9 protein-coding genes are annotated in these 17,631 nt (G+C 43.5%); 6 read left to right on the top strand and 3 right to left on the bottom strand.

What is annotated here, in order from left to right; genetic code table 11:
- Positions 1-186 precede the first annotated feature (186 nt).
- The 3 genes from IEE83_RS07200 to IEE83_RS07190 form a co-directional block, all read right to left on the bottom strand.
- On the bottom strand, positions 187-1,098 hold the full coding sequence (locus IEE83_RS07200; RefSeq protein ID WP_194119934.1) for a helix-turn-helix domain-containing protein: 912 nt from the start codon (positions 1,096-1,098) through the stop codon (positions 187-189).
- A 63-nt stretch (positions 1,099-1,161) separates the two neighbouring features.
- Positions 1,162-1,965, bottom strand: a complete 804-nt coding sequence (locus tag IEE83_RS07195) for an SDR family oxidoreductase (RefSeq protein WP_194119933.1) — start codon at positions 1,963-1,965, stop codon at positions 1,162-1,164.
- Positions 1,966-2,313: 348 nt separating this feature from the next.
- Entirely contained in the window at positions 2,314-4,599 is a 2,286-nt protein-coding gene (locus IEE83_RS07190) for a hypothetical protein (RefSeq protein WP_194119932.1), read from the bottom strand.
- Between the two features lie 554 nt (positions 4,600-5,153).
- On the opposite strand from IEE83_RS07190, the gene IEE83_RS07185 reads away from it, so the two are divergent.
- The 6 genes from IEE83_RS07185 (at position 5,154) to IEE83_RS07160 (ending at position 17,541) form a co-directional block, all read left to right on the top strand.
- The gene (locus IEE83_RS07185) at positions 5,154-6,395 is read left to right on the top strand and encodes an MFS transporter (protein ID WP_194119931.1); all 1,242 of its coding nucleotides are present in this window, start codon (positions 5,154-5,156) and stop codon (positions 6,393-6,395) included.
- A gap of 82 nt (positions 6,396-6,477) precedes the next feature.
- A complete protein-coding gene (locus IEE83_RS07180) occupies positions 6,478-7,980 on the top strand; it encodes an L-fucose/L-arabinose isomerase family protein (protein ID WP_194119930.1) in 1,503 nt (500 codons plus the stop codon).
- A 90-nt stretch (positions 7,981-8,070) separates the two neighbouring features.
- Positions 8,071-11,205, top strand: coding sequence for a SusC/RagA family TonB-linked outer membrane protein (locus IEE83_RS07175; RefSeq protein WP_194119929.1), 3,135 nt, complete (start codon positions 8,071-8,073; stop codon positions 11,203-11,205).
- Between the two features lie 9 nt (positions 11,206-11,214).
- A complete protein-coding gene (locus IEE83_RS07170; protein ID WP_194119928.1) occupies positions 11,215-12,864 on the top strand; it encodes a RagB/SusD family nutrient uptake outer membrane protein in 1,650 nt (549 codons plus the stop codon).
- A gap of 24 nt (positions 12,865-12,888) precedes the next feature.
- Positions 12,889-15,906, top strand: a complete 3,018-nt coding sequence (locus tag IEE83_RS07165; protein ID WP_194119927.1) for a SusC/RagA family TonB-linked outer membrane protein — start codon at positions 12,889-12,891, stop codon at positions 15,904-15,906.
- Positions 15,907-15,924: 18 nt separating this feature from the next.
- The gene (locus IEE83_RS07160) at positions 15,925-17,541 is read left to right on the top strand and encodes a RagB/SusD family nutrient uptake outer membrane protein (protein ID WP_194119926.1); all 1,617 of its coding nucleotides are present in this window, start codon (positions 15,925-15,927) and stop codon (positions 17,539-17,541) included.
- Positions 17,542-17,631: the final 90 nt, after the last annotated feature.

Below are 17,631 nucleotides of genomic sequence, written 5' to 3'. Positions count from 1 at the left end.
TGAGATTAAATTGAAGCGACAAGGTAGAGGAAATTAATCGATTTCTACAAATTTACATTCTTATTTATAGCGATAATTAAGAATATATTTCCAAGTGCCTGCAAGGTCTAATAGTTATGATTTACCATGTGTTATGACAGTCGTGGCGATTTACCACCTAACATTCTGCCAGTCCCTTTTCAATGCTCAGTTGAATGTTTGCCGAAATTCCAGCGGGGAAATATTTGTTTTCTTTTTAAAGAGTTTATTGAATGATTGAGGATGCTCAAAGCCCAGATGATAAGCAATTTCAGCCACAGAAAGATTGGTAACAGAAAGATACTGTTTTGCTTTTTCTATCAATTTTTCCTGAATGTGCTGCTGAGCGCTCTGGCCGGTTAGTGAACGCAGCAGATCACTTAAATAATGTGGTGTCAAATGTAGTTCATAAGCCAGCGATTCAACCGTGGGAAGTCCCTTTTCCAGGCTTTTTTCCTTATCAAAATATTCATTTAAAAGTGTCTCCATTCTGGTGAGCACATCATGATTTACGGCTTTGCGTGTTATAAACTGTCTTTCATAAAACCGGTTGCTGTAATTTAGTAACAGATCTATCTGTGAAAGAATAATGTCTTGTGTGTGTCGATCAATGTGCTGATATTCCGCACTTATTTTTTCAAAGATTTCAATCATGTTTTTTTCTTCCTTTTCGGAAAGATGCAGCGCTTCATTAACCGCGTAGGAGAAAAAACCATAATTTTTTATTGTCGTGGCCAGTGCATGTTTATACAGAAAATCAGGGTGAAAAAGCAGCGCATAACCTGCTGACGATTCCGGTCCGAGCATTTCTTCGTGTGTGGTACTGAGCATCTGGACCTGTTTTGGAGCAATAAAAGTCATCACCCCTTTGTCAAAATCATAATACTGCTGACCGTATTTTACTTTTCCTGTAACATCTCTTTTCAGCGATACACAGTAGAAATTTAAAGAAAAGTGTTGCCAGGCTTCGCTGTTTGTAAAACGCATGTCGGCAACCCGGGCCACGCTTACAAGCGGATGTAAGGGCTGAGATAAACCCGCCAGGCGATGAAATTCGGAAATGGAATTGATGATATTCATTCAGATTTTGTCTTTCAATTTTTGACAGACAGCTGGTTTTATATAGCTGTCTGTCTTTTAGGATTATCCCAGTATCTGCTTTCTGATTTCTTTTCTGGACATTTCGCTTCCAAGCTCTAAACGTCTTGCATACATTGCTTTCGCATCTTCTCCTGCAATATAACGAATCTGGTCTTTACCATCGGTAGCTGCCTCGTAAACAACCTCTGCAATCTTTTCCGCAGTTGCTGCGGCCTCCATCATGCTATCGGTAAGCGCAAATAACTTATCCTCCAGATTCTTATAGGCCGGGTGAAGATTCCGATCAAGGGACCTGTATAAAAAATCAGTGGCAATACCACCCGGAGCAACGGTTTTTATCCCAATATTATGAATACCCAGTTCAAATGACATACTTTCCGACCAGCCCTCAATGCCAAATTTTGTAGCATGATAAATGGAATGTAACGGAAAACCCAAAAATCCACCCATCGAAGTGGTGCTGATAAACATCCCGCTTTTCTTTTCTCTGAAATAAGGAATGAAAGCATGGGTAACCCGGATGACACCCAAAAGATTGGTATTGATCTGTTTTAAAATCTGTTCGTCATCAAATGCTTCCATGGCTCCCATTAACCCGTAGCCTGCATTGTTAAAAACCACGTCAATGGTATGTAAGGAAATCGCTTTTTCAAATGTGCTCTGAATCTGCTGAAGGTTTGTCACATCAAGCGGCAGGATCGTTATATTTTCCAATTGGTTTAGCTCTGTTTCTTTCTCAGGACTTCGCATGGTAGCAATTACGTTCCAGCCTTTACTCTGAAATAATTTGGCAGCAGCTTTTCCCAAACCTGTCGACGCCCCTGTTATAAAAATCGTTTTTTGCATTTTTCTGTTTTTTTATAATGATGATGCAAAATTCCGGGAAATAACCACGCTTCATGTTGCCAGATCGTGTTAAGTTGTTGCCAAATTGGGGGTATTGCACAAGCAGTTGAATTGACAAAAACCATTGGAAATGGCTTCGCAATGAAAAGTTATTTTTTTTAAGTAAGTTAGAAAGCCCATGAAGCTGATGCCCAGCTGACAAAATCGTTGGGAAGAGAAATAGAATGTCACACTTCTCATGCAGGAAAATATTGCCGCAGCTGACATTTCGCTTTCAAACGAAGAGTTGATTTTTTAGCATAAGGTTCTGATTTCGAAATTGCTGAACATAGACTTTCAATAGTGCGCTTATTTCCTTTTGGAATTTATGGTATCGCCCATAAGTGTATAATATAGTTTTGGATTTTTTCCATCCAGATCTGTTTTATAAAGCTTCCAGCTACCGCTGTTTAGCTGTTCCAAATGAAACTGGTTGGCAGGATTGACAAGCTCTATTTTTAGCCAGCGAGGGAAAACGTTGGCCGCACGGGCATTCTCCCAGGTTCTGATCACCTTGAAAATGGCTTGTTTTTCAGGGCAGCTTTCAACGTCTTTTTGATTGAGCTGGAGACTGTAAGTTGCCCCTATGCCGACCGAGATGGCCTGGATATGCTCATACTGTGCTGCGGTTGACTCTTTTTTGATAGGAAAATTTCCGCCCATTCCAACCGGAAAAAAGTTGGCGTAGGTCACGTCTCTCAGGTCCTTTCCCTGACTGGTGGCACTTCCCCATTCCCTGGTTTCAACATCATAAAGATTGTTTCCTCCTCCAACATTCCAGATGCTCTGGTAATGCCAGGAACCTTCTGACAAGGTAGAGCCTGTGAAACGGATATAGGGGACGCCGAGCTCCTTTGCTTTGTCAAACATTTTATGAAAAAATCTTTTGACAGAATAATACCCGTGTCCATTGTTGAAAAGAAATTCCTGGCCATCAAAATCGTAATAGGCAAGACCGTTTATTTTACACACCGCTGCGTAATATTCAGCTATTTTATCCTGCAACTGGATATTTGGAACCAGTCCGTCGTAGCCATAATTGATCGTGACCTGAAGTTTATAGATCGTATCGCCGGCGGCATGGCTAACCTCAGCCGTTTTCCAGTAGCCGCGTTTTACATTTAACAGCCGGTAAGGAGCTTTGTCAGAAATGCCCATATAATAAATCAGCTCCTTACCGATTTTAATCATATTCAGGTTTTTGGAATGCCCTTCCCAGCTAGCTATTTCGTCAAGGTATTTGGGATCATCGACCAGAATAATCGTATCGCCGGGTTCGATATTTTTCACCAGCAGGCGTTTTTGTTGGTAACAAAGACTATCACCTGGAACCGGGCTGGCATCTTTTGTGCCTGGCGCCAATGCTGTGGTAATGGGGGTGCGTCCGATTATGATTCCATGTTGCGCTGCCAAGTCAGAAAATTCTTTGTGAGATTTATCTCCTAAGCCCATTTTTATTAGTTTCTTCTCGAAATTTTTGCCATCCAGATACCCTTCATCGCCGCGGTTAGGTCTGATAAAACCCTGATCATACAAGCTGATCGCTTTAAAACCCAGTTGTTTTGCATAGGGAACAATGCTGTCATAAACACCGCCGACACTCATGGCATCAGGTACAAAAGCAGAGGGGTCTTTCACCCATTTACCGTTGATCGCGGGATAAGGCAGACCTTCTGATAATACAATATTCTGCATAACATCCAGCAATGCAGTACTGTCCGGACTTCCCCAAAGTGCGACAGACGAACCAATGTAATCAACGCCCGGTAAAGGCTGAACCTGCAAATGGTTTGGCGTATTGACAGCCATGTTGGGTATCAGCGAGAAATAAACCTCGCGTTTTGGAGACCTGTCTCTGGAATTATAGGTAATTGATATCCTGCCTTTTGCGTCAATCTCGGCAGCATTGCCATATAAAATTCGGTAATAAGGTTCTTTGTGCGCATAAAAGGCTACATCATTAATTCCATCACCACCAATGGGAAAGATTTGTCCTTCATGAAGATGAGACGGAAGTGGAAAACGCTGTTTATCGGGACTATGAATAATGTATTGAAAAGGTGCAGCATCGGCAATGGTTTCTGAGTTGCCGCCAAGCGTATTATCGTTAAGCGCCAGCATTCCGATTGCATAGTTCACGGCAGCACTGGTATCACGCGCAACACCGATAATTTCACCAAACAGGTTGGTGATATTGGTATGATAAGCACCCCATTGAATGCCGTCAACGCCATTGCGCGGTTGAAGCGAAAGTAAAGTAAGTTTAAAATATTTCTCATGAGTGGACAGCGAAACTTTTGCTACCGAGCCGTTGGGATATTTCAGAGTAAAAATCTTTTTTGTTTTATCGAAAGCAGCTGCGGCAGGCAGATAAGATTTATGCTTTTTACCATCGTAAAGTGAAAGCAAAGGAGACGGTTTGTCTGCCGGGCTAAATTCACGCCAACCCGTGCTCCTGGTAATATTTTGCATGCTTGTGATCCATCCCTTGTTATCAATATGTATTTTAAAATAACGCGTACTGAAATCATTTTGAGCAAAAGTTTGCCTGGTAAAAATGCTTAAAACAAGGAATAGAAAAGGCCGGAATCGCATACTGGAAAAAGTTTGAGAAATAAGTTATTCTTTGGTAAAGTATGATCTTTCAAGTCGCTACTGAAATTTAAAAGTGGTGATACCAATTTCACAAAATTAATATCACCACTTTTAAACTTAATTGATTCTACTCTAACGGATTAAAGGTTCTACCCCACTCTACATTCTGTTTTAAAGCCGAACTTGCATCCAGATTTGCCTGGCTGAGCGGATAAAACCAGTGATTCAGATCCAGATTATATTTATACTGAGCTTCGCCATCCAGATTATCGATATAAACCGCTGTAAATTTCTGGCGGACAGCGGATCAGAAATATCTTCGGTACAGGCTAGTTTCTACCCGTCTCACTTCTGACGTTTTGAAAACATTCTTGGGTTTTCCAATTCCAGCTTTCAAAGCAGGTAAAATCAATAATGAACCAGGCTTTTTTGCAGGTTTTCAGTACTTACCAAACCCGGTTTAATATTAATTTTCAATAAATTAATCCAAAAATTTGCATTTGGTATTTTCTGGTTTTATTTTTGAAATAAAATTAGTTAGTGCGTTAAGTTATATGAAAAAATACTCTATCCGCTGGTTTGTTGTTTTCATGGTATTTCTGGCTACGGGCCTGAGCTTTCTGGACCGTCAGGTACTATCGATTGCAATTATAAAAATACAGAAAGAGTTTCATTTCAGCGATGTGCAGTATGGCTGGGTCAATACCAGTTTCCTGCTTAGTTATGCATTAATGTTTACACTGGGCGGCTGGCTGATTGACAAAGCCGGAGCAAAAAAAGGACTGGCACTTGCCGTCGGGATGTGGTCTGTTGCCAATGCTTTTCACGGTTTGATGACAAATCTTCCGCAGCTTCTTACCTTCCGTTTTTTTCTGGGCATGGGTGAAGGGGCCTGTTTTCCGGGAGCAGCAAAAACAGTATTTGACTGGTTTGATAAAAAAGAAAGAGGTTTGGCAAATGGCATTGCGATAGGAGGATCAGCGATTGGAGCCGTCATCGCGCCTCCGCTTACCATCTGGATATCAAATATTTATGGATGGAGAGCAGGGTTTGTGATTCCCGGCCTGGCAGGCATGGCCTGGGTACTCATCTGGCTTTTAATTCCCTGGAAAAAAGTAATTTCTGCGGAGCCAGGAAATGCAACACCGAACGGCCCCTCATTTCTTGCACTCCTATCCTTCCGGCAGACCTGGGTTTTTATTATGATCCGTTTTCTTCTTGATCCCGTTATGTATTTTATGATGTTCTGGATCCCCAAATATTTGAGCGAAGTTCGCCATGTGCCTTACGAGAAAATCGGAAATCTGCTATGGATACCATTTCTGGCTCTTGGCATATCCAATATTTTAGGAGGTTTGTTTTCTGACAAACTGATCAAATCAAATTTTACGGTTAACAAAGCAAGAAAAACCATTATGGGTATTGCGGCAGGCTTAACATTGGCAGTTCCCTTTGCTGAATATGCCTCCACAGTGGAGATGTCTCTGGCATTTATGGCCCTTTATATGTTTGCCCATGGGTGCTGGATCACCAACTATATAACCAGCATCTCCGACGTTTTCGGTCAGAGCGCTACGTCCACCGTCGTAGGACTTTCCGGGACAGCCGGCGCTTTATCCAGCCTGATACTTAATCCGTTGATCGGAAGCATCATTCAACATTATTCTTACCAACCTATGTGGATAGTATCAGGGTTATTATATCCACTGGCTTTTATACTTTTCATTTTGTTCATCCCAAAAATAAAGCCTTTGTTCAGCGAAAAGAAAGATATTTTACAACCCGAAACGGCTTGAACAGAGTAAAAAAAAATAAAAAATTTTGCAAAATTTAACTTAGTGCGTTAAGAAAATATTTACAAACATAATTTGATCGTTTATGGGAAATTCCCCGTCCGTCGAAAAGGAAACCGCAGCCGCTCCTATCATTGAAAAACGCAGTCCGACCCGGCCAAGAATTGGTGTATTCGGCGTTGGATACTATAAGTACTGGAGTCAGTTTGAAGGATTACTGGATGATATGCTTTCCAAACAGACTGTTTTTATTGAAAAGATACAAAACAGCTCTTACGCAGAAGTGATTGATTTCGGATTGGTTGACAATGTGCAGAAGGCCTATGAACTGGTACCTAAATTAAATGCGGCCAATCTTGACCTGATTTTCTGTGATATGCTCACCTATGCAACCTCCAATACTTTTGGCGTCGTGATCAGAAATATGCAGGTTCCTATTATACTGGTGGCTTTGCAGCCCGATAAAGCGATGGATTATTCCCAGGCATCCACCTACATGCAGCTTTACAATGATGATATTTGTTCCCTTCCCGAATTTGCCGGTGTGGCAGCCAGGATGGGAAAAAAAGTACCAGATATGATCATTGGAACTTTGTACGACGATCCGGCCGCAGATGCAGAGATTGAAGAATATTGCAGGATTGCGGCAGTTTTGCATGATTTGAAAACATCCCGGATCGGGCACATCGGGCACCCGATTGAGGCGATGCTGGATATGCATTCAGATTCTACGATGCTTACCGCACATTTCGGCGCGCACATTGTACAGTGTGAGGCACATGAAATTGTTTCGTTTTATCAAAGTGCAGACAGCAGCCAGATTGACCCGGTGAAAGAAAGGATTCTTGATTTTTTTGATACACCAGACCCCGTGTCAGATCCCATTTCCAAAAAATTGAGAGATTCTGACCTGGAAACTGCTGCCAGGGTAACTGTTGCGCTTGAAAAATTCATTGAATCAAAACAGCTCAACGGACTGGCCTATTATTATGAGGGACCGGAAAACAGTGAAACCAGAACGGTCATGTCCAATCTGATCGTGGGCAATTCGCTTTTGACAGGCGCTGGATTTCCCATGTGTGGTGAATCAGATCTGAAAACCTGTTTTGCGATGCTGATCATGGAACGTTTAGGCATAGGCGGTAGCTTTGCCGAATTCCATCCGGTGGATTTCAAAGAAGGCTTTGTGCTGGTCGGTCACGACGGGCCGCACAATGTAGCGATTGCCGAAGGAAAACCAGTTTTAAGAAGTCTTATAAAATACCATGGGAAACCCGGATTTGGCGCAGGCGTTGAATTTAAAATCAAGGAAGGACCTATTACGATGCTGAGTATCAACTCTACTTTTGATGGAAAATTCAAATTTGTTATTGCCGAAGGACAGTCTGTCGAGGGCCCCATACCTCCTACCGGCAACACAAATACGCGTGGATTTTTCAAACCTGACGTGAGAACGTTTCTGCAAAGATGGATGAAAGAAGGGCCTACGCACCATTTCGCTTTGGGGGTCGGGCATCATGCAGAAACAATTAAAAAAATTGCGAATTACCTGAATCTGGAAGCAGTAATAATAGACAACAGAGCGTAAAATTCCCGCAGAAAAGGGTCTTAATAATATCCAGATCCCTTTTTCTGCTTTGGACAAAATCTCAGGATTAACCCTAAACTTCAATTTTCAATGAACCAAATTTTACTCCAAGTGCGGCCGCCCTGGATTACAGGAATTATGTTCCTGATCCTGCTGTGCGTCCAGAATCTGCAAGCCCAAACGGGTCAAAAAATCACGATTACCGGAAAAATTACGGGAGAAACCGACCAGACTGCACTTATTGGTGCAACCATTGCGGAAAAAGGTACAGTTAATGGTACTTCTTCTGATGCTGAGGGGAATTACAAACTTTCAGTTTCCAAGGGCAACAGTATTATTGTAAGTTTTATCGGATACATACCGCAGGAAATCAAAATTGATAACCGTTCGGTGATTGATATTGTTTTGAAAGCGGACCAGCAGCAACTGCAAGATGTAGTGGTTGTCGGTTATGGAACCCAGAAAAAATCTACACTGACGGGCGCGGTTGCCACGGTAAAATCCGAAGATATCATCAAAGCACCTACAGGTAACGTCACCAACAGTTTAACAGGCCGCATGCCCGGTGTTTTTGTGGTACAAAGAAGCGGAAAACCAGGCGATAATCAGGCGGATCTTTTTATCCGGGGCCGCGCCACAACGGGCGATAGTTCGCCCCTTATTATCGTGGATGGTGCTGAAAGACAATCTTTTGGAGATATTGATCCGAATGAGATTGAGAATATTTCGGTATTAAAAGATGCTTCCGCTACCGCTTTATTCGGTATTAAAGGAGGAAACGGTGTTATTCTGATTACAACGAAGGTCGGCAAGGAAGGAAAACCCAGAATTAGCTACACAGGAAACGTGGCCATGCAGGAATATACCGCGTTACCCAAAACTTTAAATGCATTTACCAGCGCCAGCCTTCTGAATGAAGCCAATAAAAATGTTGGTAAACCTGCCGCTTTCACTGATGCCGAACTGCAAAAATTTCAGGATCATTCAGATCCTTACAAGTATCCTGATTTTAATTGGTTCGATTATATCATGCGGAAACATTATCCGCAAACCCAGCATAATCTGAATGTTTCGGGCGGAACAAAAATCGCAAAATATTTTATTTCGGTGGGTTACCTTTTGGAGAATGGAATTTTGAAAAAGTTCGATAATCCTTATGGTTACTCCACAACCAACAAATATGATCGTTACAATTTCCGTTCAAATGTTGACTTGAATTTAAGCAAAGACCTTACCGTTTCTGTCAAACTCGGCGGCAGAATGGAGGAACGTTATTCCCCTGCTGCTGCGGCCTTCTATGCAAATGCGGAAATTGAATATCTTCTTTCCCGAATTAACGGGATACCTGCCTATGCTTATGTGCCCACACTTCCGGACGGCAGATTTATGGAAAACCCGAATGCAGGTGTAAATCTGACGAATCCACTGGGCTGGATCAGTCGGTCAGGCTATTTTATACAGCAAACGAATTCAATTGAAAGTACCCTGGCGCTTAACTATGACCTGCATAAAATTTTGAAAGGTTTATCATTCAAAACGCAGTACGCGTACGATGCCTATTTCATTGCGAACCGAAGACAGGCGGGAACTTTCACTTCGTATTATATCAACAAACAGACCGATGAAATCGTAAAAGGAAACAGCTCTTTTAGTGACGCAGATACGCCGTTAGGCCCCGTGACAGCCACTTATGATGGGGCCATCAGCTATAACCTGCAAAGCAGTTTGAATTTTAACCGGAGTTTTGGACATCATGCTGTTACAGCGCTGGGACTTTTTCAGCGCCAGGCCCGCCGGGTAATCGGCGCCCAGCCGGCCTATGCTTCACAGGGTATTGTTGGAAGGGTCACTTACAGCTATAAAGACCGCTATTTTGCAGAATTTAATGGTGCCTATAATGGTTCAGAAAACTTCGCTTCCGGCAAAAGATTCGGATTTTTCCCGGCAGTTTCTGCGGGATGGACTGTGAGCAAGGAATCTTTTATGGAAAACATCAGCTGGCTAAGTTATCTGAAAATCCGGGGATCATATGGTAGAATTGGTTTTGATAAAATTGGCGGAAACCGCTTTTTGTATCTTGATGAATATACACGAAACTCAGCCGCTTACGTTGGTGCATCCAATCTGGCGCTTACGGCAAAACCAAATACGGCCGCACAGTTCGGACTTCCGACTGCCATCAATACTTATCCTGTCATCACACACTCACGAATTGGGAACCCGGATATAACCTGGGAAACTTCCACCAAAAGGAACATTGGTTTTGAAAGCAGTTTTTTCAATGATATGTTTTCTTTGAACGTGGATCTGTTTGATGAAAAGCGGACCAATATTTTATTGAACCGTCAGTCCGGGCTCACCACTTACGGAGAAGCTTATCCAAGCGTAAATTTTGGAGAAGTACATAACCACGGTTACGAAGTGGAACTCCGTCACCAGCGTCGGGTTGGAAACTGGAAGTATGGTTTTAATGCCCAGGTGAGTTTTGCCCGAAATAAAATCATTAATCTGGACGAGCCCGTTGGCAGGCCTGCCTACCAAAAGTCGGCCGGTTACCAGATCGGTCAGTACCGGGGTTATGTGACAGATGGCTTTTACCAGTCGCAGGATGATATTAATGCCTATCTTCCAAATCTTCTGGGGAAACCGATTCCGGGTGATCTTAAATATAAGGATATCAATAAGGACGGTGTCATTTCCACGGATGATATCACCCCGATCGGTTATTCAAATGTGCCGGAATATGCATACAGTTTTGAGCCCAATATCAGCTACCACGGAATCTCACTTTCAGTTATGTTTCAGGGTGTTGCGCACGTAAGTTCTGATATTCAGTTTGATCAGAGAAACCTCAGCAGCAACCAGATGTATGAAAATATGCTGGGCCGCTGGACGCCTGAAAACGCAAAAAATGCAACCTGGCCTTCTTTACAGCCGGCAGTCGGAGGGAATTTTATGAGTTATGCAACCAACGATTTTCTTTTAACAAACGCGAAGTATCTGAAAATCAGAAATGCCCAGCTGGCTTACCAGATTCCTGGCCGCATTGTTAAAAAAGTCGGATTGAATGGAATCCGTGTTTTTCTTTCCGGACAAAACCTGGTAACCTGGACAAAAGTACTATACCGCGATCCTGAAAATTTTCAGCGCCGGGCACCGCAGGCCGCCTACAATGTTTACCCGACTTCCCGAATTTACAATCTTGGCATTAACCTAGATTTCTGATCTACTGCTATGAAAAAATATACCATATTCTTGCTCGCCAGCCTGCTGTTTGTCTTTTCCGGCTGTGATGACAAATTCCTGAATGTAGCACCTGACGTGGCTCTGAACGAGGAGAAAGTTTTTGCAGATCCGGTCATGGCCGCTCAGTTTGCTGATAATGCTTACAGTTTTCTGCCCGACGATTATCTGCGATTTAATGAAGGAAACGGAGTCGCGCAGGCCTCTGATGAAGCCGTTGGCATTGACGTTACCAATCCAATGCTCTACACGCTTGCCAAAGGTTTGTACCATGACCATTCTGCTTATACGGCACTGGCCGTCAACGATATTTCCGGAATTTATGACCGCTGTTATGCCGGCATCCGGATAGTGAATAAAATGCTTTCAAAGATTGATGAAGTAAAATGGAAACCTGAGCAAAATCCGCAAGGCATTAAAGGCGAAATGTATTATCTGCGGGCATTCATGTATTTTGAACTGATCAAAAGATTCGGTGGCGTGGTACTGATCGACAAGGCCTATACTGCATTTGAAGATATTGACCTGCCCAGAAATACCTATGAAGAATGCGTCAGTTTTATTCTGGCCGATATTGCCCAGGCTGTTACGCTTCTTCCGATCGAACAGGATGCTGCCAATTATGGAAGGCCTACAATCGGCGCTGCGCGTGCTTTAAAAAGCAGAACGCTGCTATACGCCGCCAGCCAACTTCACAACCCTGAAAACGATGCGGCTAAATGGAAAGCTGCCGCTGATGCTGCCAAAGAGGTGATGAATATGAATCAGTATACACTGCATCCCAAATATGAGGAGATTGTCTCACCTTCCGGAAATGGAACAATTGATGAATATATTCTGATCAAAATAAAAGCACCCCGTAGTTTTAACTGGGCGATTCAGGCAGTAATGTCTCCGGGCTCCGGCGGAAGAATTGGCACCTATAATCCTACACAAAATCATGTGGATCTGTATGAAATGAGTAATGGTCTTCCGATAACAGATCCAAAATCAGGTTATAATCCCAATGATCCTTACAAAAACCGGGATCCAAGATTTTATGCGAATATTCTTTACAACGACGCACCCTGGCAGGGAAGAAAAATGCAGATGTGGGACGGTGGCGCGGATTATAGTTCTACCAGCTCGGCTTACACAGCAACGCGTTATTATGGAAAAAAACTCTGGCCGGAGGTTTACCAGACACCGGGTACGCAGTCAGCATTTGTCAATTTTATCTTTTTCCGCTATGGCGAAATTCTGCTCAATTATGCCGAAGCACAAAATGAAGCCGCGGGGCCGGATGCTACTGTTTACGATGCCATCAACCAGATCCGTAAAAGAGCCGGGATGCCGGAACTTCCAACAGGACTGACAAAAGACCAGATGCGCGCAAGAATTTACAACGAACGCGCCGTGGAGCTTGCCTTTGAAGATAACCGCTGGTATGACATCATGCGCTGGAAAAAAGGCAAAGAGCTTGTCGCGCAGAAAATGTATGCAATGAACGTGGTCAAAAACAGCGACGGCAGTTTTACCTATACAAAAGTTCCGCTGGCAGAATCCTTCCAACGGGTTTATGAGGATCACATGCATTTGTACCCCATCCCAAGAAATGAGATACAGAAAAGTAAAAAACTGGTTCAAAATCCCGGATGGTAATCAAGCCCTAAACTTTAAATCACTATGAAATTTTCTGATATACTTTTCAGGCTTTTTCTGCTGCTTCCGCTATTGGCGGGGCAGGTAAAAGCCCAAAATTCTTCCCCGGCTGAGCTTGCCGGAACTGTGGAAGATATTAACAAAAATCCTGTTTCGGGTATGAGCATTTCGGTGCAGGAAGGCGGTATTGAAACGATGACCGATGAACAGGGAAAATTCAAAATTCTTGCCGTCAAGGGAGACGTTCTGATTTTCAGCAAACCCGGTTATCTGACTTATTATCACACGGTGGTTAGTCAGGAAGCACTCAAATTACAGCTAAGCAAAACTTTGCCCGAAGCCGGTATGCAGGATGATGTTTTCATTCCTTTCGGCATTCGTAAGAAAAGAGAGATCAACGGCGCGGTTTCCACTTTGAAAGCTTCCACTTTGCCGCAAATTCCTTCAAGTTCGCTCACAAATCTTTTTGCAGGGCAGCTTCCCGGACTTAACGTCTGGCAAACCGGTACGCTTCCCGGCAGAGATGAAACTACCATCGTAATACGCAACCGCGCCACTTTTGCTGGTACCAACGTGCCGCTTGTTTTGGTAGATGGTGTGGCCAGAGATTTCTCTGATATGGATTTAAGCGAAATTGAATCGGTGAATGTGCTGAAAGATGCTGCCTCGCTGGCTTGGTATGGAAACCGGGCCGCGAACGGCGTTCTTTTGATTACCACTAAAAGAGGAAATGCCGACAAAACCCGTTTTACTTACGACATGCAGATTGGCACGCAGCAGCCGACGGTTCTTGCCAAACCACTTGATTCTTACAATTTTGCAACGCTTTACAATCAGGCGCTGAAAAATGATGGTTTTAGTCCGCTTTATAACCAACAAACGCTCGATGGCTATAAAAGCAACACCGATCCTTATCAGTTTCCCAACAATAATTTTGTCAAAGATTTTTTCAAAGATAATGCCCTTGTACAGCGTCACGTATTAACTGCCTCGGGTGGTTCCAAAGCGGTACGTTATTTTACAAATCTTAGTTATTTCAATCAGGGTGGACTTTTTAACCATACCGACAATCCGCTTTTTAATTCCAATGTCGGCTACCGTCGTTATAATCTGAGAACAAATCTGGATATTCAGGTTACGCCACTTTTGACTGTTCAACTCGACATGGCAGGCCGTATTGAAGACAGACGCGAGCCTGGCAGTACCAGTGCGACCTTTCTGAGTACAGTTTTTGGCACGCCTTCCAATGCCTTTCCTTTAAGAAATGAAGACGGATCATACGGAGGAAATAATCTTTTCAGAAGCAATCCGCTGGCCCAACTCAATAGCCAGGGAAACCGAAGCGAAGTGACCCGTGTGCTTTTGGGAACCTTAAATGCAAATCACAAACTTGATTTCTGGTTGAAAGGATTAAGTGCCAATGTCTTTTACACCTTCGATATTCAGGGGCGCTACCTGAGCGGCCGAAGCCAGGATTACGAGGTTTACGAGCGCTCGACAAGTGGCGTGCTCACACGTTTCGGAACCCAGACGCCGCTTGGTTACGTGGCAGCAACTTTTGCTGACAACATCCGCACCAACGAGCTTTGGACTGGTTTTGACTACGACCGCAGTTTTGGAAAACATGATATCAAAATAACAACACGTTACCAGCAAGCCGTCACTTTTAATCCAACCCGTTTGCAGGATAAAAGGCAGGGATTTTCAGGGAGAGCTTCGTATGCGTTCAACAACAGGTATTACGCAGACCTTGTGGCAAGTTATACCGGCGCCGATAATTATATGCCAGGCAAACAGTTCGGATTTTTTCCTGCGATTGCTGCCGGCTGGGTAATTTCCGAAGAAAACTTTCTTAAAAACCTCTCTGCTTTAAGTTATCTGAAATTAAGAGCGGCATACGGAAAAGCCGGAAACAGCCTGACGGGTGAAACCAATAAATTTCCTTATGCTTATTTGTATAATCCTGCCAGCGGAAGTTATGCATTTGGCACAAGTTTCGCCGCCCAGGCCGGGGCCTCTGAGGCCACACTTCCTAATCCTGATATTACCTGGGAAACAGCCTATAAAACAGACCTCGGCATTGATGCAAAATTTTTCAAAAACAGCCTTTCACTTTATGCCAACTACTTTAACGAATCACGCAAAAATATCCTGACCAATCCCACCTACCCTTCTATCCTGGGATTGGCAACCTACCGGATCAATGGCGGGGAAACGCGCTTGCGTGGTTTTGAAGGATCCATAGATTTCACGGAGAAATTCGGGGAAGTCACACTATCCATCGGCGGTAATTTTACTTATGCAAAAAACAAGATCTTGCGCATCACAGAATCCGCTGGTCTTGCCGATTATCAGAAACAAGCGGGACATAACATTGGCGCGGTGACTGACTACGGAAAACTTATGCTTGCTTCGGATGGCATTTTCAAAACCCAGCAGGAAATTGACGCCAGTCCGGTTCAGCGTTTTGCGGCCAGATTACAACCCGGCGATATCAAATACAAAGACATTAATGGCGACGGTGTCATTGATAATTATGACCGGGTAACAACCGATTATAACGATACGCCAAATACATATTACGGTTTTCACCTGGGCGCAAAATACAAAGCTTTTGATTTCTCACTGATTGGTCAGGGCGTTAGCGGGCGCACGATCAACATCCGTACTTTGGTAATGGCCGGCACCAATAATACAGGTTACATTAATCAGTTCAGCACCCAGGCCTGGACTACTGCCAATCCAAACGCACCCTATCCGCGCCTTGGAATTTCAGACCGTGGCAACAACATTGCGGACTCAGATTTCTGGCTTCGTTCAGGAGATTATTTAAGACTGAAATCCATAGAGCTGGGTTACACCCTATCCGCAGGCTTTATGCAGAAATTGAATATTAGAAGCCTTCGTGTATATGCCAACGCTTTCAACCTGCTCAATTTTAATAAGACAGGATTGAATGTAGATCCGGAAATGCCGTTTTCCGGCTACAATTCATACCCTTATGTGCGTACGCTGACAGCCGGACTTAACCTGAAATTCTGACCCTTAATTTCCTGAATCATGAAAAAAATACTTTATTCATTTCTTTCCCTGTTGTTGCTTACCGCATGCAAGGAAACCAAATTTCTGAAATTCGATTATTACGACGGTCCGGTTACCGAGGATCAGTACTGGAATCTGAACAGCGCGGCCAGAGGTCAGCTCAATGCAGGTTATACTTTTTTGCAGGATGGCTACAACCGGTATAATGGTGCTATGCTGGCGGCAGGCTCGGATGAAGCGGTTAATTCAAATTTGAATTCTGCTGTTAATATTTTCAATAACGGAACCTGGAGTTCGCTGCGGACACTGGATGATAACTATGCAATCAACTACAACGGAATTCGTCAGGTAAATGTATTTTTGGCTAATAGCCACCGGGCCAATATTGTACCAATTACCGATATTCCCAGACTTCGGGGTGAAGCTTTTTTTCTACGTGCTTTTTTTCATTTTGAGCTCTGGAAACGTTATGGTGGTATCATCATCGCCGACCATGTTTTCACCACATCTGATGACCTTGACCTGCCACGAAATACTTCTCAGGAGACGCTAAACCAGATTTTAAAAGATTGTGATTCAGCAGCAGTCAAGTTGCCTTTGTCAGTAACTCAGTATGGTGCGGGAGATAAAGGCCGTGCGACAAAAGCGGCCGCGCTAGCCCTGAAATCAAGAGCATTGCTTTACGCGGCAAGTCCGTTGAATAATCCTTCGGGTGATATTACGCTTTGGCAGAAAGCAGCAGCGGTTTCAAAAGAATTAATCGATACCAAAGCACATAGTCTGCTTGCTAATTATGCCAATATTTCCAATTTCACCACGGCCGCCTACAACAGCGAAGTTATTTTTGCTACTGCGGCAAACCTGCGAAATGATATTGAAATTAACAATGCGCCGATAAGCTATAATGGCGCGCTGGGACTCACCAACCCTACCCAGGAACTTGTTGATGCTTATGGCATGAAAAATGGACTTCCCATTTCAGATCCCACTTCCGGTTATGATCCAAATAATCTTTACAAAGACCGGGATCCAAGATTTGCCCAGTCGATCATTTATGATGGTTCCCTATTTAAAGGGACAGCGGTCAGTACAGCGGTTGGTGGTAAGGATGGTATTGGCAAAAGCGTAAATGCGACTAAAACCGGTTATTACATGCGCAAATTTTTAAGCGAATCTGCAAGCTGGAACCAGACGACCAATGCAACGGTACGCCGTCCCTGGGTGATTTTCCGTTATGGTGAAATACTTCTGAATTATGCAGAAGCACAGAATGAGGCTGTTGGTCCCGATGCAACCGTTTATGACGCGATTAATCAGATTCGCAAACGCGCCGGTGTCGCCAATCTTCCCGACGGACTTTCCAAAGACCAGATGCGTCAGCGGATTCGTAACGAAAGACGGGTCGAGCTCGCTTTTGAAGAGCACCGATTTTTTGATGTAAGAAGATGGAAAACCGGGGAATCAGATTTTGGAAAAGCCGTGACGGGTATGCGCATAACTAATACCGGAAACGCCAATACCTACGAACGCTTCACCGTTGAAAACCGTGTTTTCAACGAGCGCATGTACCACTATCCAATTCCGCAGGTTGAGATCAATAACGCAACAAAATTGCAACAAAATCCAGGTTATTAGATTGGCTGTCGGCGATCAGCCGAAATTTAGTTTCCTAATCTGACAGCTGATTGCACTAGAAAAGAATTCGTGATAATTTATATCAAGCAT

The organism is Dyadobacter subterraneus (genome assembly GCF_015221875.1).
GTDB lineage: Bacteria > Bacteroidota > Bacteroidia > Cytophagales > Spirosomataceae > Dyadobacter > Dyadobacter subterraneus.
The sequence above is the reverse complement of the archived record's forward strand: the minus strand, read 5'-3'. Positions and strand labels throughout refer to the sequence as shown.